At 69.4% G+C, this 19,469-nt stretch carries 22 protein-coding genes; 1 reads left to right on the plus strand and 21 read right to left on the minus strand.

Translation table 11 applies throughout. From position 1 onward, the window contains the following. The first annotated feature begins 59 nt into the window (after positions 1-59). Positions 60-773: an HAD hydrolase-like protein gene (locus KIH73_RS09305; protein ID WP_219082838.1), complete on the plus strand. Its 714-nt coding sequence runs from the start codon at positions 60-62 to the stop codon at positions 771-773. Positions 774-1,371: 598 nt separating this feature from the next. On the opposite strand, the gene KIH73_RS09310 is transcribed toward KIH73_RS09305, so the two are convergent. From KIH73_RS09310 to KIH73_RS09410, 21 genes are all read right to left on the minus strand, one after another. Then, positions 1,372-1,737 carry a hypothetical protein gene (locus KIH73_RS09310; RefSeq protein WP_219082840.1) on the minus strand — a complete coding sequence of 122 codons (366 nt, stop codon included), beginning with the start codon at positions 1,735-1,737 and terminating at the stop codon, positions 1,372-1,374. 24 nt (positions 1,738-1,761) lie between these two features. Beyond that, a complete protein-coding gene (locus KIH73_RS09315) occupies positions 1,762-2,409 on the minus strand; it encodes a MerR family transcriptional regulator (protein WP_219082842.1) in 648 nt (215 codons plus the stop codon). An 83-nt stretch (positions 2,410-2,492) separates the two neighbouring features. Continuing rightward, on the minus strand, positions 2,493-2,930 hold the full coding sequence (locus tag KIH73_RS09320) for an FHA domain-containing protein (protein ID WP_219082844.1): 438 nt from the start codon (positions 2,928-2,930) through the stop codon (positions 2,493-2,495). Positions 2,931-2,935: 5 nt separating this feature from the next. Further along, the gene (locus KIH73_RS09325) at positions 2,936-3,769 is read right to left on the minus strand and encodes a DUF881 domain-containing protein (RefSeq protein WP_219082846.1); all 834 of its coding nucleotides are present in this window, start codon (positions 3,767-3,769) and stop codon (positions 2,936-2,938) included. Between the two features lie 3 nt (positions 3,770-3,772). Further along, the gene (locus KIH73_RS09330; protein WP_219082848.1) at positions 3,773-4,105 is read right to left on the minus strand and encodes a small basic family protein; all 333 of its coding nucleotides are present in this window, start codon (positions 4,103-4,105) and stop codon (positions 3,773-3,775) included. Beyond that, the gene (locus tag KIH73_RS09335; RefSeq protein WP_219082850.1) at positions 4,105-5,067 is read right to left on the minus strand and encodes a DUF881 domain-containing protein; all 963 of its coding nucleotides are present in this window, start codon (positions 5,065-5,067) and stop codon (positions 4,105-4,107) included. The genes KIH73_RS09330 and KIH73_RS09335 overlap by 1 nt, the downstream gene beginning before the upstream one ends. A 6-nt stretch (positions 5,068-5,073) precedes the next feature. Beyond that, entirely contained in the window at positions 5,074-5,685 is a 612-nt protein-coding gene (locus KIH73_RS09340) for a CDP-alcohol phosphatidyltransferase family protein (RefSeq protein WP_219082852.1), read from the minus strand. A gap of 14 nt (positions 5,686-5,699) precedes the next feature. Further along, positions 5,700-6,551: an ATP phosphoribosyltransferase gene (hisG, locus tag KIH73_RS09345; RefSeq protein ID WP_219082854.1), complete on the minus strand. Its 852-nt coding sequence runs from the start codon at positions 6,549-6,551 to the stop codon at positions 5,700-5,702. A 37-nt stretch (positions 6,552-6,588) separates the two neighbouring features. Further along, positions 6,589-6,852: a phosphoribosyl-ATP diphosphatase gene (locus KIH73_RS09350; protein WP_219082856.1), complete on the minus strand. Its 264-nt coding sequence runs from the start codon at positions 6,850-6,852 to the stop codon at positions 6,589-6,591. A 41-nt stretch (positions 6,853-6,893) separates the two neighbouring features. After that, positions 6,894-7,559: a ribulose-phosphate 3-epimerase gene (gene rpe, locus KIH73_RS09355; RefSeq protein ID WP_219082858.1), complete on the minus strand. Its 666-nt coding sequence runs from the start codon at positions 7,557-7,559 to the stop codon at positions 6,894-6,896. Positions 7,560-7,633: 74 nt separating this feature from the next. After that, the gene (gene lgt / locus KIH73_RS09360) at positions 7,634-8,629 is read right to left on the minus strand and encodes a prolipoprotein diacylglyceryl transferase (protein ID WP_219082860.1); all 996 of its coding nucleotides are present in this window, start codon (positions 8,627-8,629) and stop codon (positions 7,634-7,636) included. A gap of 72 nt (positions 8,630-8,701) precedes the next feature. After that, on the minus strand, positions 8,702-9,574 hold the full coding sequence (gene trpA / locus KIH73_RS09365) for a tryptophan synthase subunit alpha (protein WP_219082862.1): 873 nt from the start codon (positions 9,572-9,574) through the stop codon (positions 8,702-8,704). Between the two features lie 14 nt (positions 9,575-9,588). Further along, positions 9,589-11,679, minus strand: a complete 2,091-nt coding sequence (locus KIH73_RS09370) for a bifunctional indole-3-glycerol phosphate synthase/tryptophan synthase subunit beta (protein WP_219082864.1) — start codon at positions 11,677-11,679, stop codon at positions 9,589-9,591. A gap of 291 nt (positions 11,680-11,970) precedes the next feature. Then, entirely contained in the window at positions 11,971-13,524 is a 1,554-nt protein-coding gene (locus KIH73_RS09375; protein ID WP_219082866.1) for a chorismate-binding protein, read from the minus strand. Between the two features lie 103 nt (positions 13,525-13,627). Continuing rightward, positions 13,628-14,041 (minus strand): phosphoribosyl-AMP cyclohydrolase, encoded by a 414-nt coding sequence (hisI, locus tag KIH73_RS09380; RefSeq protein WP_219082868.1) that lies wholly within the window; start codon positions 14,039-14,041, stop codon positions 13,628-13,630. An 82-nt stretch (positions 14,042-14,123) separates the two neighbouring features. Continuing rightward, on the minus strand, positions 14,124-14,894 hold the full coding sequence (hisF, locus tag KIH73_RS09385) for an imidazole glycerol phosphate synthase subunit HisF (protein ID WP_219082870.1): 771 nt from the start codon (positions 14,892-14,894) through the stop codon (positions 14,124-14,126). Between the two features lie 135 nt (positions 14,895-15,029). Further along, entirely contained in the window at positions 15,030-16,193 is a 1,164-nt protein-coding gene (rlmN, locus tag KIH73_RS09390; protein ID WP_219082872.1) for a dual-specificity RNA methyltransferase RlmN, read from the minus strand. Between the two features lie 124 nt (positions 16,194-16,317). Further along, the gene (locus KIH73_RS09395; protein ID WP_219082874.1) at positions 16,318-17,304 is read right to left on the minus strand and encodes a phosphatidate cytidylyltransferase; all 987 of its coding nucleotides are present in this window, start codon (positions 17,302-17,304) and stop codon (positions 16,318-16,320) included. Positions 17,305-17,337: 33 nt separating this feature from the next. Further along, positions 17,338-17,892 carry a ribosome recycling factor gene (frr, locus tag KIH73_RS09400; protein ID WP_219082876.1) on the minus strand — a complete coding sequence of 185 codons (555 nt, stop codon included), beginning with the start codon at positions 17,890-17,892 and terminating at the stop codon, positions 17,338-17,340. Positions 17,893-17,973: 81 nt separating this feature from the next. Beyond that, the gene (pyrH, locus tag KIH73_RS09405; RefSeq protein WP_219082878.1) at positions 17,974-18,723 is read right to left on the minus strand and encodes a UMP kinase; all 750 of its coding nucleotides are present in this window, start codon (positions 18,721-18,723) and stop codon (positions 17,974-17,976) included. 122 nt (positions 18,724-18,845) lie between these two features. Beyond that, positions 18,846-19,265: a PH domain-containing protein gene (locus KIH73_RS09410; protein ID WP_219082880.1), complete on the minus strand. Its 420-nt coding sequence runs from the start codon at positions 19,263-19,265 to the stop codon at positions 18,846-18,848. Positions 19,266-19,469 lie beyond the last annotated feature (204 nt).

A 19,469-nucleotide genomic window follows, 5' to 3' on the forward strand; every position in this document is an offset into this window, starting at 1 on the left:
TGGTTGTGGGCGGGCTCCCGTCCGCGACCGATCACCGACCATAGGGGAGTGCACACCATATGAACCATCCGATGCGCGTCGTCCTGCTCGACCTCGACGGCACCCTCACCCAATCCGATCCCGGCATCATCGCCTGCGTCGTCAAGGCGTTCGAGGGCATGGGCCTGCCGGTGCCGGACGATGCGGAGCTGCAGCGCTTCATCGGCCCGGCCATCATCGAGTCGCTGCGACGCAACCACGTCCCGGAGGACAAGCTCCAGCAGGGCATCGACATCTACCGCGACTACTACGCCAACCAGGCCGTGTTCGAAGACCCGAACAACCCCGGGCGGAAGGTGCCCGGCCGCCTGGTCAACACCGTGTACGAGGGCATCCCCGAGCAGCTGCGCCGCCTGCGCGAGCGCGGGTACCATCTGGCCATCGCCACCTGCAAGCCCGAATACCAGGCCCGGCCGATCTGCGAGCACTTCCACATCGATCGGATGGTCGACGGGCTGTACGGCGCCAGCCGCGACAATTCGCGCATCGACAAGGACCAGGTGATCCGATACTGCTTCGAGAGCATCGGGTTCGACCCCGCAGCCGGCGACCGGGCCGTGATGGTCGGCGACCGCTGGACCGACATCGACGGCGCCCGGGCCTGCGGCGTCGACACGATCGGCTGCCGGTGGGGCTACGCCGAGAACGGCGAGATGGAGGAGCACGGCGCCCACGAGATCGTCGAGCGCGTCGACCAGCTCGCCGACGCCGTCGAGCGGTACTTCGCCGCCTGACGGACGCAGCGCGGTTGTGCGCGGATACTGGGGCCGCACCGTCGCAGGCGATGGTGCGGCCCCTGTATCATGTTGCCGTCCGGTGGCGCCGACGACGCCGGCGGACCGCCGTATGCGACGGTTTTCAGCGTCGCGGCGCGATGATGCCGCGGCCCGCAGATGACACAGTCTGCGTCGTCGTCGCGAGCACAAGCACAAGGTCGCATCCGTCGTACGTCACGGCGGCACGTACCGAGCCGTCGTTCCCGTCCGCAACGCGCGCGGCACAATGTGCGTGCGGCGCAGTGCAGCACAACACGACGCAGTGCAATACAAGCAGTGCGATACAACATGACGCAGCCACATGCACATTGTGCGCATCGTGTCATGTCGATCGGCGTGTCGCAGGTCGCCGGCAACATGCGCCCGTCATCGCTGCGCTTTCTCGATATCCATAAGAACCGATAATGTACGTTATGTCAGATTAGATATGTCGGAACATCCCCCGACGTACATTTGGCATCAGAAACGATCCGGGTCGACCACCCGCGCATCAAGGCCCCGGTTGCTCCTAAGCTCGCACACGGGTCATGTCGCTGCGGCGCGACCATTGCGCAAGCTATTCGGCGTGAGCGTTCAGCGCCTCGTCCATCTCGGTCCTGGTCGCGCGCCGCGCCTGGATGTACATGAGCACCAGCTCCAGCGCGACCAGCACGATCAGCGCGATGCCGGCCGGCCACGCGACGCCCGTGTAGAACTCGCGCATGCCGGGGCTGATCGCCTCGTCGTTGACCTTGTAGACCACGAACGGCACCATGGCGAGAATCACCGACACGAACTGCGCGGCGATCACATACCAGCTCACCAGGTCCACATGGGGCCGTCCGGGCGTGAACAGCCTGCCCCGGACCACGCAGATCGCGCACACCGCCAGCGCCCACACGGCGGCGACGGCCCAGAACACCACAGGCAGCACATCAAGCATGGCACACTCCTCGCATCGGCATCATCATGCGGTACGACGCGCCTCGCGCTGCGCCTCGAGCTTCCTGCGCATGCGCATGGCGGTCAGTTCGTCGATCGGCCGTCCGGACGTCACCGTGCGCGGCGAGGCCGTCAGGTCCACGTAGTCCTCGTGCTCCAGGGCCTCCTCGATCTGATGCCACAGCGAGCCGACGGACACGCCGAACACGGCCTTGCCGCTGCGCAGCAGATCGAGCATCTGGTCGCTGGTCGTGCACTCGTGCACGTGCTGCCCGTCGCACATGATCGTCACGTCGGCGAGCTGGTCGACCGTTCGCTGCGAGAGAAACCCGATCGCCGCGGTGACGTTCTGCAGGTTCACGCCCGCGTCCAGCAGGCGCTTCGAGACGGCGAGGATGACGACGTCCTTGAACGAGTACAGGCGCCGCGAGCCGGACCCGTGCGACGGCGTGATCGACGGCTCGACGATCTGCTTGCGCGCCCAGTAGTCCAGCTGCCGGTAGGTGATGCCCGCCACTTTGGACGCCACGGTGCCGCGGTAGCCGCGCGTGGCGTTCTCGGCGTCGTCGACGGCGAACAGCTCCCCCTGCACGGCGTCGTCCGCCGACAGGTCGGCGCGCTCCTTCAGCGGGACATGCAGGCGGAGCGCGGCGCCATCGTTCTTCTCGCTCATCTTCCCTACTCCCCTAGCTCGCTCGCACGGATGCGGCGGTGTCCGCCGCCGCGTCCGCTCCGATTCCGCCCGGTCCGCGTCACTCAGACGATGACGGCGGATTTGGTGAAGAACACCAGACGGAACTTGCCGATCATGATCTCGTCGCCGTTCTTCAGCCGCGCCTGGTCGACGCGCTGGCGGTTGACGTAGGTGCCGTTCAGGCTGCCCGAGTCGATCACGGTGAACTCGCCGTTCGAGCGGCGGAACACCGCGTGCGCGCGCGACACCGTCGAGTCGTCGAGCAGGATGTCGGCGCGCGAGTCGCGCCCGACCGTGACCTCGTCCTCGTCGAGCAGGTAGCGGGAGCCGGATACCGCTCCCCTGGTGGAAATCAGCAGCGCCGTCCCCTCGGACAGGCGCGCGATGGTATCCAGGTCCTCCTGCGTGAGGGGACGGTCGCCGGTCGAGGTGACGGGAATGGTGATGGCGGGCAGGCCGATGATGGTCGTTTCGCCCGCGCTCGGAATCGGATCAGTCATAAGCGCTATTGTACCGTCCTTGCATAGGTATATTGCGGACTCTCGGCGATCTCGTCGATTTCGACGCTGTCGGAGGTCGTCACGTCGACCGTCGCGCCGTACCGCACCTCGAGCCGCGAGCCGATGCCGCCGGCGATGCTCACCGCGTTCTGCAGGTTCTGCGGGTCGCCGATCGCCTTGACGACATAGGGCGTCTGCAGCGGCGTGCCGTCGCAGACCAGGCCCTCGTCCGTGTCGCTGATGTAGGTCCGCGTCACGACGCGGACGTCGTTGATCGCGATGACCTCGGCGCCGGCGTTGCGCAGCTCCTCGATCAGGCTGAACATCGTCGCCGCGTCGACGGTCGCGATCCGGCCCTGCGAGATCTGGATGACCACGCCCTTGCCGACCGCGGGCAGCCTGCCGGACAGGATGCCGCTGGTCTCCTCGTTCTGCCGGGCGATGCGCTGCGCCTCCTCCTGCGTGTTGGCGGCCTCCTGCAGCGAGGTGAGCTGGTCCTCGAGCTCGTTGCGGCGCTCCTCCAGCAGCTGGACCTGGTTGCTGGTCTCCGAGATCAGCCGGGTCAGCTCCTCCTCGCTCATCGTCTCGTAGGTCGAGCGCGTGTTGTTGATCTGGATGACGTAGCCGTAGCCCAGCAGGGCGCACAGCACGAGCACGAAGATGTTCGTGATCAGGCGCGCGCGGCTCCGGTTGGAGTCCAGCGAGCGGTTCCTGCGGGGCTTCCTGCCGACGACCGGGAACGAGCCGGTCTCGACGCGGTCGTTCTTCCTGTCCTGGGCATGCTGGTCGTGCATGCGGCTCAGGACGTCCGGTCTGGTGCTCTTGCGATGCGGCGCCATGGCTCACCCCCGGAAGATGAACCGGCGGATGGCCGACACGTTGGAGAAGATGCGGATGCCGAGCACGACGATGACGGCCGTCTGCAGCTGGGAGCCGACGCCGAGCTGGTTGCCCAGCAGCACCAGCAGCGTGGCGGTGATGACGTTCGAGAAGAACGAGATGACGAACACCTTGTCGGAGAAGCTGCGCTGGAAGTACGCGCGCGCGGCGCCGAGCAGGGCGTCGAGCGCCGCGACCACCATGATGGGCAGGTACGGCTGCATGAAGACGGGGATGTCGGGCTGGACGAAGATGCCGATGACGACACCGATGATCAGTCCCAGAACCGCTGCCATTATTCTTCGCTCCTTTTCGCATACGACAGGTCGCCGGTCACGGCCGCCTCCAGTCTAATCGAGTTCGATTCGGAGACCTGGGGGTGGATGCCCGATTCGGCATAGGATTCGTACAGCGCCGGCTGGCTGTCCGGGCTCACGGCGGAGGCCAGCGCGTCCCTGTCTCCGATCGCCTCGATGACGTAGGGGCTTTCGATCGAGTTCACGCCGATCAGGATGGTCTGCCCGGCGGTGCGGATCGAGGTCTGCACACCCAGACGGTATCCGTTGATCGAGATCGCCTCGGCGCCGGACTGCCACAGCAGCGACACCCACTGCTGCAGGTCGGCGTCGGTGACCACGCGGATCTGCTCGCCGCTCGAGGCGCCCGACGTGGATTCGTCGGCCGCGATCGGGTTGGCCAGCGTCAGCGTGATCCCCTCCCCCTCGACCGGCAGCACCCCGTTGGCCATGTCGTCCTGCGTCTGCGTCTCGCTCTGGTACACGTTGGCCAGGTTGCGGGACTGCTCGTCGACCTGGGAGCGCAGGTCGTTGATCTGCCCGGTCAGCTCGTCGAAGCGCGTGGTCTGGCTCTCCAGGTCCGAGGCCAGGCTCCGGCGCACCTCGCGGCGCGGGTCGGTGTGCAGCTGCTGCACGAACAGGCAGCCGAAGAAGCCCACGGCCACGCAGATCACGAAGACGATGACGCGCGTCGTCCACACCGACACGGCCGACGTGGAATGCGGCACCAGCCGCGAGTCCGAGAACAGCGGGTCCATCGGCCGGTTGACCAGGTCGTCGATCAGCCGCAGGGAATCGTCGTCGTTCCGTCGGCGCCGCGGGCGCGCGCCCCCCGCCTCGGCCGCCGACGTGGGGTGGTGGGAGGCCAGTCCGGCGATCTGCGCCGAGAACACCGCCCGGCGCTTCACCGGCGCGTTCTCGTCGGGCACCGGGAAGGAGATGGGCGAGTCTTCGAGCGGCATGGGGCCTCACCGATCCTGCCGGAGCAGTTCCAGGCCCTGGCGATAGTAGATGATCCCGGCCAGCCAGTACAGCCCGATGCCCCAGATGCCGGCCGCGATGGCCGCCAGGTGCAGCAGGTGCGTGGCGGGGTTGGACCAGATGTCGGCGAAGATCAGCGCCACGATCGACATCATCAGCATGGCGGTGCCGGCCTTGCCGACGAAGTGCACCGGCAGCGGCCCGTAGTCGTGCTGCGCGAGCACCAGGATCAGCACCGCCATCAGCAGGTCGCGCAGCCCCACGATGATGAGCATCCACCACGGGATGATGCCGGCCACGCCGAGCGCCAGGATGCTGCAGAAGATCAGCAGGCGGTCGGCGATCGGGTCGAGGATCTGCCCGATCTTGCTGACCTGGTTGAACCGGCGCGCGATGATGCCGTCGAGGCCGTCCGAGCATGCGGAGACGGCCAGGATGATCAGCGCGACGGCCATCTCCCGCCTGGAGATGAACACCGAGATGATCGGTATCGACACGATGCGCAGCATGCTGATGATGTTGGGGATCGTGAAGATGAGGTCGCGCGCCTCCGGGCTGTATTCCGTCTCGCCGATGCGTTCGCTGGTGTGTTCGCTCATGCCTGCCGTTCCGCTTACATTCTCGAGGCCTGCAGGGCGGTGACGATGATCGCTCGGGCACCGACCGCGTACAGGCGGTCCATCAGCTGGTTGACCTGCGCCTTCGGCACCATCACGCGCACCGCGGCCCACTGCTTGTCGTGCAGCGGGGAGACGGTCGGGCTCTCGAAGCCCGGCGTGATGGCGACGGCCGCCGAGACCTTCTCGACGGGGATGTCGAAGTCCATCAGCACGTAGCGCTGCGCGGTGAGCACGCCCTGCAGGCGCCGGCCGAGCACGACCAGGCGCTCGTCGTCGGGCTGCAGGCGCGGCGAGCGGATCAGGATGGCCTCCGACTGCAGGATCGGCTCGCCGAACACGCGCAGGCCCGCGTTGCGCAGCGTGGTGCCGGTCGAGACGACGTCGGCGATCAGATCGGCGACGCCGAGCTGCACCGAGGACTCCACGGCCCCGTCCAGGTGGATGATGTCGGCGTGGATGCCGCGCTCGGTCAGGTAGTCGGAGACGAGCTTGTCGTACGAGCTGGCGACGCGCCTGCCGTCGATGTCGGCCAGCTCGCGGATCGGGGAGTCGTTGGGCGCCGCGAAGCGGAAGGTCGAGGCGCCGAAGCCGAGCTGCATGTGTTCGACCGCCTCGGTGCCCGAGTTCAGCAGCAGGTCGCGGCCGGTGATGCCGACGTCGATCGTGCCGCGGCCCACGTACACCGCGATGTCCAGCGGGCGCAGGTAGAACAGCTCGATGCCGTTGTCGGGGTCCTCGACGACCAGCTGGCGCGGGTTGCCGCGCAGCCGGTAGCCGGCCTCCGCGAGCATGTTCCACGCGGGTTCGGACAGCATGCCCTTGTTGGGCACGGCGATTCTCAACATGACTCCTCCTCCGGTCACGGTTGTGGGGTGCTTGGGATCACAGGTGCCTGTAGACGTCCTCGAGCGTGATGCCGCGGTCGATCATCATCACCTGCAGGTGGTAGATGAGCTGGCTCATCTCCTCCGCGGTGCGGTCCGCGCCCTCGTACTCGGCGGCGATCCAGGTCTCCCCCGCCTCCTCGACGATCTTCTTGCCGATGAAGTGCGTGCCCTTGTCGAGCTCCTGCACGGTCAGGGAGCCCTCCGGACGCGCGGCGGCCTTCTCGCTCAGTTCGGCGAACAGCGATTCAAACGTTTTCATATATGGTCAACGACCTCTCTCGGTCAGGCGGATGGGGAACGTCAGGCGCGGAACGCGGCGGCGGCCTCGTCGCGGATCGCGTCGATGGCGGCGGCGGGGTCCTGCGCGCCGTACACGGCGGATCCGGCCACGAGCACGTCGGCGCCGGCCTCGGCCACGATGTGCGCGGTCTTCGGGCTGACGCCGCCGTCGACCTGGATGCGCACGTCCAGGCCGCGACGGGTGATCTCGTCGCGCAGGCGGCGGACCTTGCCCATCTGGTTGCCGAGGAACTTCTGGCCGCCGAAGCCGGGCTCCACGGTCATGATCAGGATCATGTCGAACTCGTCGAGGATGTCGAAGATCGGCTCGACCGGCTCGGCCGGGCGCACGGCGAAGCAGGCCCTGCAGCCCATCTCGCGCAGCTGGCGGGCCAGGCGCACCGGGGCGTGGGTGGCGCCCATGTGGAAGCTGACGGAGGCCGCGCCGAGCCTGGCGTACTCCGGGGCCCAACGGTCCGGGTCCTCGATCATCAGGTGCACGTCGACCGGCAGGTCGGTGACCTCGCAGATGCGCTTGACGATCGGCTCGCCGAGGGTCAGGTTGGGGACGAAGTGGTGGTCCATCACGTCGACGTGGACGAGGTCGGCGTTCGCGATCGCCTTGAGGTCGCGTTCGAGGTTGCAGAAGTCCGCGGACAGGATGCTGGGTGCGATTTGAATGCTCATGGTTCCTACTCTATCGACTGTTTGCGACTATGCGGTGCTGTTTCCCGCGCGTTTCACCGGGCGTCGATGCGGCGTCACGATTCCGCGGCGGGTGCGTCCGGCGTGCGGACGTCGGGGGTTCCGGAAGCGTCGGCCCCGCCGCGGGCCCCTTCGCCGTCAACAGCGTCAACGGCGGCGGACGTGTCGGCGGCGCCGGCGGCCGGCGCGTCGGTCTCGTGGCCCGATGCGCCGTCCCGGAGGCGCTCCTCCCGTTCGGTGACGGCGCGCAGGCGCCCGACGAGGTCCCCGGTGCGCGAGCCGAGCCGCTGGACGGCCACGAACGCGGCCACCCCGCACACGAACACCGCCATCGAGACCCACACATTGACGCGCACCCCCAGGAACGTGTGCGCGTAGTCGATGCGCAACGCCTCGATCCACGTGCGCCCCGCCGTATACCACATCACGTACACCGCCAGCAACGAACCCGCCTTCAACACCCTCCCGGCCCGCCGCCCGACCCACACGATCAGCGCCGCGCCCGCCAGGTTCCAGACCATCTCGTACAGGAACGTCGGATGGTACAGCGTGCCCGAACCATCCACGTCCAGACCCCACGGCAGCGTCGTAGCCGCGCCGTACAGCTCCCGGTTGAACCAGTTGCCCAACCGGCCGACCGCCTGGGCCACCAGCAGCGCCGGCGCGACCGCGTCCGCCAGCAGCGCCATCGGATAGCCCTTGCGCCGGCACCACGCCCACGCGGCCAGCACGCCGAACAAGATCCCGCCCCAGATGCCCAGGCCGCCGTTCCAGACCCGCACGATCTCCGCCGGATCGCCGTCCGGGCCGAAGAACCGCTCCGGCGTGGTGACCACGTGGTACAGCCGCGCGCCCACGATCCCGGCCAGCACCGAGACGACCGCGATGTCCAGGATCTGGTCGAAATCCCCGCCCACACGCCGCCACCGCACGTTCGCGATCGCCACGGCGACGAACACGCCGGCCAGAATGCACAGCGCATAGACATGAATGGTCAACGGCCCCAGCTCGAACGTCGAGACCGGCGGCGAAGGAATGCTAGCGAAAGTCATGGTTCCTGATGGTAGTGCATTGCGGATACCGCGTGCGCGCCGGGGCGTCCGGCGCGCACGCGCGGCATGCGGTCATCGGCGCGCGTTGCGGATGCCGTCGGCCAGCGCCTCGGTCCTCGCCGCCAGCGCGGCCAGGCCCTCGTCGGCGGCGCGGGCGGCCCGGCCGGTGTCGTCCAGCATCGTGTGCACCAGCGCGGACCCGACGATGACGCCGTCGGCGTACCGTCCGACGGTCGCCCCCTGCTCGGGGGTCGACACGCCGATGCCGACGCACACGTTCGTCGCCCCGGCCCGGCGGGTGCGCGCCACCAGCTCCTCCGGCGAGGACGAGAGCGTGTCGCGTTCGCCCGTCACGCCCATGCGCGAGGCCGCGTAGATGAAGCCGCGGGCGTTGCGCGCCGCGTTGGCCAGGCGCTCGTCGCTGGAATCGGGCGAGACCAGGAAGATGCGGTCCAGGCCGTGGCGGTCCGAGGCCTCGATCCACTCGCCGGCCTCGTCCGGGATCAGATCGGGGGTGATCAGCCCGGCGCCGCCGGCGTTCTCGAAGTCGCGGGCGAAGCGCTCGACGCCGTAGTGGTAGATCAGGTTCCAGTAGCTCATGATCAGCGGCAGGCCGCCGGCGTTGGCCACGGTCTCGACCGCCCGGAATACGCCGGCGATGCGTTCGCCGTGGTCCAGCGCGATCTGCGAGGCCGCCTGGATCACCGGGCCGTCCATCACCGGGTCGGTGTAGGGCAGGCCGATCTCCACGGCGTCGACGCCGTGCCCGACCATCGTGCGCAGCGCGTCGAGCGAGACCTCGGGCGTGGGGAATCCGTACGGCAGGTAGCCGATGAACGCGGGGCGGTCCTCGGCGCGCAGCGCCTCGAACATCGCCTCGCCGGGGCTGGGGCGGTGGCTCAGGCCCAGGGGCTGGCCCGACGGGGTCGTGGTTGCGGTGCTCATCGTATGCTCCCCTCTCATTCGGTCACGGTGTCGCCGTGGGCGCCGTTGGCCTCCAGCGCCCTGCTCTGTTCGTCGGTCAGGTAGCCGAACCACTTGCCCGCGGTGGCCACGTCCTTGTCGCCGCGGCCGGAGATGTTGACGATCATCACCGGATCGGCGCACCCCTTGGCCTTGAGGTCGGCGGCCGCCTTGTAGGCGCCGGCCACCGCGTGCGAGCTTTCGATCGCCGGGATGATGCCCTCGGTCTCGCACAGGTCCTTGAAGGCGCCCATCGCCTCCTCGTCGGTGGCCCAGTCGTAGGTCACGCGGCCGATCTCCTTGAGCCAGGCGTGCTCGGGACCCACCGAGGCGTAGTCCAGGCCCGCGGAGATCGAGTAGGTGTCGAGGGTCTGGCCCTCGTCGTCCTCCAGCAGGTAGGACTTGGCCCCCTGGAACAGGCCGATCCGCCCGGTGCCGGGCGCGAAGCGCGCGGCGTGGCGGCCGGATTCGGGGCCGTGCCCGCCGGCCTCGTAGCCGTACAGGCTCACGCGCGGGTCGTCGAGGAAGGCGTTCATCACGCCGATGGCGTTCGAGCCGCCGCCGACGCAGGCGCAGACCGCGTCCGGGTGGTCGATGCCGTACTCGTCGCGCAACTGCTGCCTGGCCTCCTCGCCGATGACCTTCTGGAAGTCGCGCACGATGGTCGGGAACGGATGCGGGCCGGCGACCGTGCCCAGCAGGTAGTGGGTGGTCTCCACGTTGGTGACCCAGTCGCGCAGCGCCTCGTTGATCGCGTCCTTGAGGATGCGCGAGCCGAGCGTCACCTCCACGACCTCCGCGCCGAGCAGGCGCATGCGCGCGACGTTGAGCGCCTGGCGGCGGGCGTCGACCTGGCCCATGTACACGCGGCACTTCAGGCCCAGCAGCGCGCAGACGGTGGCGGTGGCCACGCCGTGCTGGCCGGCGCCGGTCTCGGCGATGACGCGGGTCTTGCCCATGCGCTTGACCAGCAGCGCCTGGCCGAGCGCGTTGTTGATCTTGTGGGCGCCGGTGTGGTTGAGGTCCTCGCGCTTGAGGAAGACGCGGGCGTTGACGCCGACGCGCTCGTTGAGCCGCGCGGCGAAGCGGGGCGCCTCGGTCAGCGGCGACGGCCGCCCGACGTACAGGCGGTTGAGGCGGTCGAACTCCCGGCGGAACTCCGGGTCGCGCTTGGCCTCGTCGTAGACCTCCTCGAGCTCGGTGAGCGCGTGGATCAGCGCCTCGGGCACGTAGCGGCCGCCGAAGCGGCCGAAGTACGGGCCGTCATGTTCGGCCAGCGGCCGGGCCTCGGAGGCCTTGACCCGCGTGCCGGCCTCGACCAGGCGGCGCACGGCGAGCTCGTGGTCGCGCGCGGTGGCCACGCCCTCGCCGACCAGCACGGCGTCCGCGCCGGCCCGGGCGTAGTCCTCGAGCTCCACGGCGCCGAACACGCCGGATTCGGCGACGCGGATCACGTCGTCGGGCAGGGCGTCGGCGAGCTCGCGGTACCGGCCGACGTCGACGCGCAGGTCCTTGAGGTTGCGGGCGTTGATGCCGATGACCCCGGCCCCGGCCGCGACGGCGCGCTCGATCTCCTCGGCGGTGTGGGTCTCGACCAGGGCGGTCATGCCCAGCTCGTGGGTCAGGTCGAGCAGCCGCCTGAGCGCGGCGTCGTCGAGCGCGGCGACGATGAGCAGCACGAGGTCGGCGCCGTGGGCGCGAGCCTCCCAGATCTGGTAGTCGGTGGTGATGAAGTCCTTGCGCAGCACCGGGACGCCCACCGCGGCGCGCACCCGGTCCAGGTCGTCGAGCGAGCCGAGGAAGCGGCGCCCCTCGGTCAGCACCGAGATGGCCGCCGCGCCGCCGCGTTCGTATTCGCGCGCGAGGGCGGCGGGGTCGGGGATGTCGCCGAGGCGGCCCTTGGACGGCGAGGCGCGTTTGATCTCGGCGATCACCGGGACCGTGTCGGCGTGCCTGAGCCATCGGCGGGCGTCCAGCGGAGCCGGGGCGGCCTGGGCCGCCTGCTTCACGACATCCAATGGCGTGGCCTGCTCGCGGATGCGCTGGTCCTCCAGCGCGCCCGCCACCAATTCGTCAAGTACCGACATGGTTCTCCCTTGCGTTCGTATGTGGTGGGACAATCGCACACTCTAGCGGACGCGCGTTGCGCGACCGGCCGCCCGTCTTGACATGCGGCCACGCGCGGGCCGGGGCCGCGCGGCCCGGACGCCCCCGTGCCGGGCCCGAGTCCGGGGCCGCGTCGCGGTCGCCCGTAAGGCCCCGGCCGCCCCGGCACAAGGCCCCGACCCCGCGCGGGAAGGACGACGACATCGCGGGGCGGCGAGACGGAGCTTCGCTACGCCCCGTCCCCGCAGGCGGAACGGGGCCCGGCGCGTGGCCTACAGCGTGCGCAGCCGGGCGGCGACCTTGATCGCCTCGACGCTGGCGGCGGCCTTGTTGCGAGTCTCCTGCCATTCGGCGCTCGGCACCGAGTCGAGCACGATGCCGGCGCCGGCCTGCACGCTCGCCTCGTGGTCGCGGATGAACGCGGTGCGGATGGCGATCGCCATGTCGAGGTTGCCGGAGAAGTCGAAGTACCCGGCGGTGCCGCCGTAGATGCCGCGGTCCGCCGGCTCGAGCGCGTCGATGATCTCCACGGCCCGGGGCTTCGGCGCGCCGGAGAGCGTGCCCGCGGGGAACGCCGAGGCGAACACGTCGAAGGCGCCCATGTCATCGCGCACGCGCCCGGTGACGGTCGAGCAGATGTGCATGATGTGACTGAAGCGCTTGATGTCCATCAGCGAGACGACCTCGACGCTCTCCGGGGCGCACACGCGGCTCAGGTCGTTGCGCGACAGGTCGACGAGCATGATGTGCTCGCTGCGCTCCTTGGGGTCGGCGAGCAGCTCGCGGGCCAGGCGCTCGTCCTCCTCGGGCGTGGCGCCGCGCGGCCGGGAGCCGGCGATCGGGAACGTCATCGCGTGGCCGTCGTCCACCTTGATCAGCGTCTCCGGGCTGGAGCCGATGACGGTGAAGTCGCGGCCGGCCGCGTCGGTCAGCGCCATGAAGTACATGTACGGGCTGGGGTTGAGCGTGCGCAGCACGCGGTAGACGTCGAAGGGGTCGGCCGGCGAGTCGATGTCGAGGCGCTGCGAGAGCACGACCTGGAACACGTCGCCGTCGACGATGTGCCGCTTGCCCTGCTCCACGGCCCGCTCGTAGTCCTCCCTGGCGGTGCGGAAGCGCAGTTCGGGCCGGGCGGCGTCCGGGTCGAGCACGCTGACGCGCGATTCGCCCGCCACCGGCGTGGCGGCCAGGCGCTGCATGCGGTCGAGCCGTTCGACCGCGCCGTCGTACGCGGCGTCGGCGCGGGTCGGGCGGTCGTCCACGTTCACGGCGTTGGCGATCAGCCACACCGATCCGGAGACGTGGTCGACCACGGCGATGTCGGTGGCCAGGGCCAGGGCCAGCTCGGGCTGCCCGGTCTCGTCGGGCGCCTCGGCGCGCAGCGTCGGCTCCCAGTGGCGCAGCGCGTCCCAGCCGACCGTGCCGACCAGGCCGCCGGTCAGATTCGGCAGGCCGGCGACGTTCGGCGCCCTGAGCACGGCGAGGGTCTGCCGGACCACGTCGATGACGTCGCCCTCGGTCGGCACGCCGGCCGGCACGGTGCCGATCCAGTCGGCGCGCCCGTGGTCCGAGCGCAGCTGGGCCATCGAGCTCACGCCGATGAAGCTGTAGCGGCTCCACGAGCCGCCGTATTCCGCCGACTCGAGGATGAACGTGCCGCTGCGCCCGCCGCCGAGGCGCTCGTAGAAGCCGACGGGCGTCAGCGAGTCGGCGAGCAGCCGCCGCACGATCGGGATGACGCGGTAGCCCTCGTCGGCCAGCTCGTGGAACTGTTCGCGCGACGGCCAGGTGCCGCCCCATGTCAACTGCTCGACGTTGCACTCCATGTGGGTCTCTCCATTCGGTTCGCCGAAGCGGGTGCGCCCGGTGTCCGCGGGCGTACGGTGGATGGTGTGTGGTGCGGGGACGCGGCGCGCCGGTGCGCGCCGGTCAGTCCTCCCGGTCCTGGGCGACGGGCCGGTTGCCGACGACCACCGGCAGGCGGCCGCCCTCGTCGAAGCACGAGCGCTTGCCGGTGTGGCAGGCGGCGCCGACCTGGTCGACCTCGACGAGCAGCGCGTCGCCGTCGCAGTCCAGCGCCAGCGACTTGACGTACTGTACGTGGCCGGAGGTGTCGCCCTTGCGCCAGTACTCCCGGCGGGAGCGCGACCAGAACGTCACGCGCCCCTCGGTGAGCGTGCGCCGCAGCGCCTCGTCGTCCATGTAGCCGACCATCAGCACCTCGTGCGTGTCGTACTGCTGGATGACGGCGGCGACCAGCCCCCTGTCGTCGCGCTTGAGGCGCGCGGCGATGCGCGGGTCGAGCGCCTCGTCGTTGTCGTATCGTTCGGTGGGATGCGTCATGCGTCCCTGCTCCTTCCCTGCGGTCGGCGCGGCCGTCGTCCGGTCCCGCGCCGCTGTCCTTGCGCGTCCGCCGCGGCGGGCGTCAGCGCACCGTGTATCCGGCGTCGCGCAGCGCCCGCTTGACGTCGCCGATCGTCATCTTGCCGTAGTGGAACACCGAGGCGGCCAGCACCGCGTCGGCGCCGGCCTCGACCGCCGGCGGGAAGTCCTCGACCCGGCCGGCGCCGCCGCTGGCGATGATCGGGATCGAGACCTCGCGGCGCACGGCGCGGATCATCTCCAGGTCGAAGCCGTTCTCGGTGCCGTCGGCGTCCATCGAGTTCAGCAGGATCTCGCCGGCGCCCAGCTCCTCGGCGCGCCTGACCCACCAGATGGCGTCGATGCCGGTCGACTTGCGCCCGCCCATCGTCGTCACCTCGAAGCCGGACCGCGTGTGCCGCTCCCCCCGCTCGCGGCGCGCGTCCACGGACAGCACCAGCACTTGGTTGCCGAACCGGTCGGCGATGCGGGCGATCAGGCCCGGGTCGTTGATGGCGGCGGTGTTCACGCCCACCTTGTCCGCGCCGCAGCGCAGCAGGCGGTCGACGTCCTCCACGGAGCGCACGCCGCCGCCCACTGTCAGCGGGATGAACAGCTCCTCGGCGGTGCGGGCCACGACGTCGTACATGGTCTGCCGGCGCGAGCTCGACGCCGTCACGTCGAGGAACGTCAGCTCGTCGGCGCCCTGCCGGTAGTATTCGGCGGCCAGCTCGACCGGGTCGCCCGCGTCGCGGAGGTTCTCGAAGTGCACGCCCTTGACCACGCGCCCCGCGTCGACGTCCAGACATGGTATGACTCGTACGGCCAACGACATCGCTTCCTCCGCTTTCTCGCATCGTGGTGCCCGGGCGCGCCGGGCGGGTTGTCGGGGTCTAGGTTAACGGGTGCGTGTGTCGCCCACCGTCCGCGTTCCACTGACCGGACTGCGCCGCCGCGCCGGGTCCGGCGCTCAGCGCTCCTTGGCGGCGAGCTGCCCGCAGGCCCCGTCGATGTCCTGTCCGCGGGTGTCGCGCAGCGTGGCGGTGATGCCGGCGGCGTGCAGGATCTCCAGGAACCGCCGCTCGTCCTCGGGGTCCGAGGCCGTCCAGCGCGACCCCTCGATCGGGTTGAGCGGGATCGGGTTGACGTGCGCCCAGTTGTCGCCGTAGTGGTTGAGGCGCCTGGCCAGCTGGCGGGCGTGCTCGGCCTGGTCGTTGATGCCGCGCATCAGCGCGTATTCGATGCTGACGCGGCGCTTGGACGCCAGGAAGTAGTCGTGCGCGGCATCCAGCACCTGCGTGGTGTCGAAGCGCCTGTTCATCGGCACCAGCTCGTCGCGCAGCTCGTCGTTCGGGGCGTGCAGCGACACGGCCAGACGCACCGGGATCCCCTCCTCGGCGAGCCGGCGGATGCCGGGGACCACGCCGACCGTGGACACGGTGATGTTGCGCGCCGAGATGCCGAACCCCTCGGGCGGCATCGCGCTGATCTGGCGCACGGCGCTGAGCACGGAGCGGTAGTTGCCCATCGGCTCGCCCATGCCCATGAACACCACGTTGCTCAGGCGGCCCGGGCCTCCGGCGACCTCGCCGTCGCGCATCGCCCGGGCGGCGACGCGCACCTGCTCGACGATCTCGCCGGCCGACATGTTGCGCGTCAGGCCGAGCTGGCCGGTGGCGCAGAACGGGCAGCCCATGCCGCAGCCCACCTGGCTGGAGATGCACAGCGTGGTGCGGTTCGGGTAGCGCATCAGGACCGACTCGATCAGCGAGCCGTCGAACAGCCGCCACAGCGTCTTGACGGTCATGCCCTCGTCGGCGACCTGCCGCGTGACCTCGTGGATCAGCTCCGGGAAGAACGCCGCGGCCGCCTCCTCGCGCCTGGCCGCGGGAAAGTCGGTGAACTCTGCGGCGTTGACGTCGCAGTGGCCGTAGTAGTGGTTAGCGAGCTGCCTGACGCGGAACTTCGGCAGGCCGAGTTCGGCGGCCCGGGCGATGCGCTCCTGCTCGTCCATGTCGGCGAAATGCGCCGGGGGCTTGCCTCGGCGGGCATGGTCCTTGGACAGGACGTCACGGAACGCGCCGCTGGTGCCGCCCGGGGTGATGCCGGTCTCCGGCAGGTCGTGGTCTGTCATGCTGGTCTCCGTCCTGGCTTGCGTCCGGCCCGCGGGCCCGTGCGCCCGGCGGCGCGGACAATGGACAATGATACGGCCCCGGCGTGCGCCGGGGCCGGGGCGTGAAGGGGGTCGGGGGCCCGGCTCACAGGCCGGTGGCCCACAGCAGGATGGCGATGAACGGCGCGCTGATCAGGATCGAGTCCACACGGTCCATCACGCCGCCATGGCCCTTGAGCAGGTGGCCCATGTCCTTGATGCCGATGTCGCGCTTGAGCATCGAGGCGCACAGGTCGCCGAACGTGCCGACGACGCCGACCATGACGCCCATGAGCACCGGCACCCACCAGCGCGACGCCCAGACCGCGCCGTCGTAGGTGCACGCGAAGATCGCGAACGCGCCGGCCATGGCGAACAGCATCGAGCCGACCAGGCCCTCGACCGACTTCTTCGGCGAGATGCGCGGCGACAGCTTGTGCCTGCCCAGCCACGCGCCGGCGAACAGGCCGCCGGTGTCGCTCAGCGCCGGCAGGAACACCAGCATGACGGCGTGGGCCACCGGGTGCCCGTGGAAGGTCAGCGGGATGATCAGGCAGCCCGCTAGCAGCGGGATGTACAGCACCGTGAACAGCGAGACCGCCACGTGGCTGATGCGGCTGTGGTCGCGTTCGCCCCGCTCGTGGTTGAACGACGATTCGAGCCGCGCGCCCGCGTCGGTGTGCGAAAGCTTGGCCGCCACCGCCAGCGACAGCCGGCTGCTGACGTTGACCCGGGCGGTGGCGGCGATCGCCACGATCAGCAGCGAGGCGAGGATGCACATCGACAGCGTCATGATGTGATACGGCGAGTAGTAGGTCGCCAGCAGCGTGGCGGCCGAGCACACCCACAGCGACGCCACGGGGATGTGCAGCCCCGCCGTCGCGAAGTCGACGCGCAGCTCCCACAGCGCGAGCACCATGAACACGACGATCAGCAGCACGAACAGGTCGATGTTGATCAGCAGGCACGCCAGGATCACCGCGATCAGCACCACGGCGGTGCCGATGGCCTGCGGCATGTTGCGTCCCGTGCGCTTGTTGATCGAGGCGATGGCCTGGTCGGCCTCCGCCTCGCGCTCCTCATGCGATGCCATTGCGATTGCCTCGTTTCGGTCCGGCGGGGAGGATCAGACCTCCATGATCTCCTTCTGCTTGCCCTCAAGCAGCGCGTCGATCTCGTCGGTGATCTGCTTGGTGACCTTGTCGAGCTCCTTGAGCAGGCGATCGCCCTCGTCCTCGCCCATCTCGCCGTCCTTGACGGCCTTGTCGATGCCCTCCTTGGTCTTGCGGCGGATGTTGCGCACCGCGACCTTGCCGTCCTCGGCCTTGTTCTTGGCGAGCTTGACGTACTCCTTGCGGCGGTCCTCGGTCAGCTCCGGCAGGGTGACGCGGATGACGTTGCCGTCGCGGTTCGGGCTGACGCCGAGGTCGGAGTCGCGGATCGCCTTCTCGACGGCGGCGGCCTGGGACTTGTCGAACGGGGTGACGGCCAGCGTGCGCGGCTCCGGCACGCCGATGGAGGCGACGGCCTTCAGCGGCGTCGGGGCGCCGTAGTACTCGACGGTGATGCCGTTGAGCAGGGCCGGGTTGGCGCGACCGGTGCGGATGCCCGCGAAGTTCTCCTTGGTGGCCTCGACGGACTTCCTCATCTGGTCCTTGGCCTGGTCGATGACGTTTGCCATGGTGTATCTCCTTTTATTGTTCTGTGGTTTGCCGGTTTCCCGATGTCGATTCCCCGTTGAATTGGCCGGGTGCGCCGTGGCTCAGTCGGCCACCGTGGACTCGGCGGTGGACACCATCGTGCCGATCTCCTCGCCGAGCAGGGCGCTGGTCACGTTGCCGGCGCCCTCCAGGCCGAACACGCGGATGCGCTTGCGGTTGTCGCGCGCCATCGACAGCGCGGAGGCGTCCATCACCGCGAGGTTGTCGACCAGGGCGCGGTTGTAGCTCAGCGTGATGAAGCGCTTCGCGTTCGGGTCCTTGCGCGGGTCGGCGGTGTACACGCCGTCGACGCCGTTCTTGCCCATGAGCACCTCGTCGCAGTGGATCTCCAGCGACCGCTGGATCGAGACGGTGTCGGTGGAGAAGTACGGCATGCCGGCGCCGGCGCCGAAGATCACCACGCGGCCCTTCTCCAGGTGGCGGATGGCCTTCAGCGGGATGTACGGCTCGGCGACCTGGCCCATCGTGATGGCGGTCTGCACGCGGGTGGCCTGCCCCTCCTGCTCGAGGAAGTCCTGCAGCGCCAGGCAGTTCATCACCGTGCCGAGCATGCCCATGTAGTCGCCGCGGGAACGGTCGATGCCCGCCTGCTGCAGCTCCGCGCCGCGGAAGAAGTTGCCGCCGCCGACGACGATCGCCACCTGCACGCCCCGTCGGACCGCCGGCACGATCTCCGAGGCGATGCGGCGCACGACGTCGGTGTCGATGCCGACGGCGCCGCCGCCGAAGGCCTCTCCGGAAAGCTTGAGCAGTACCCTGCGGGGCTTGTCGCTTACATCTGCTCCAGTCATCAACAGCCTTTCTGCTTGCTGAACATTGCGAAATATGCCGTTTCTCAGACTATCCGCTGTCGGCGACACCCCGCGGCATCGACACTCGCCGGCGTGGGACGGCGCCGCGCGGCCGGGCGGCGTCAGACGTACCCGCCGCCGAAGTCACCGTCGTCGTCGGGGCCGTATCCGCCGCCGTCGATGAACTCGCGGGTCGTCATGCCGTTGGCGCGGCGCGACTCGTCCACGGCGTTCTGCAGCAGCTCGCGCACCGCGAAGCCGTCGATGACGTTGGCCATGCGCACCACGCCGTCGCCGGAGGAGCGGTCGTGGGTGTTCAGGATCAGCGTGGACAGCCCGAAGACGCGCTGCAGCAGGCTGCGCTCGACGGTGATGTCGACGATGCGGAACAGCTTGACGAGGTTGTAGCGCTGGTTGAGCATGCCCGTCTTCACCGACAGCTCCCGGTCGGTGAGCGTGTAGACGGTGAACGTGAACGGGGTGCGGCACCAGTTGCGCTTGCGCTGCCGCCAAAGCACGGTGCCGCTGGCCACCTTGGGCATAAGAACCTCCCGGGTCGATCGCGGATGTGTGTCCAATGGTTTCCAGCATACCGGCCCGGCGGGGCTCGGCCGGGGCGGCCCGGTTTCTATTTGAAAGTGCAACACCTGCCTAGTGTGGAAGTGTCTGGGTTCCGGAAGGAAGGTGTTGCACCGTGCCACAATCGTATTCCCACCTGTCGGCGTTGGAGCGGGTCGAGATCGAGA

The sequence above is a fragment of the Bifidobacterium phasiani genome (genome assembly GCF_019331775.1).
Classification (GTDB): domain Bacteria; phylum Actinomycetota; class Actinomycetes; order Actinomycetales; family Bifidobacteriaceae; genus Bifidobacterium; species Bifidobacterium phasiani.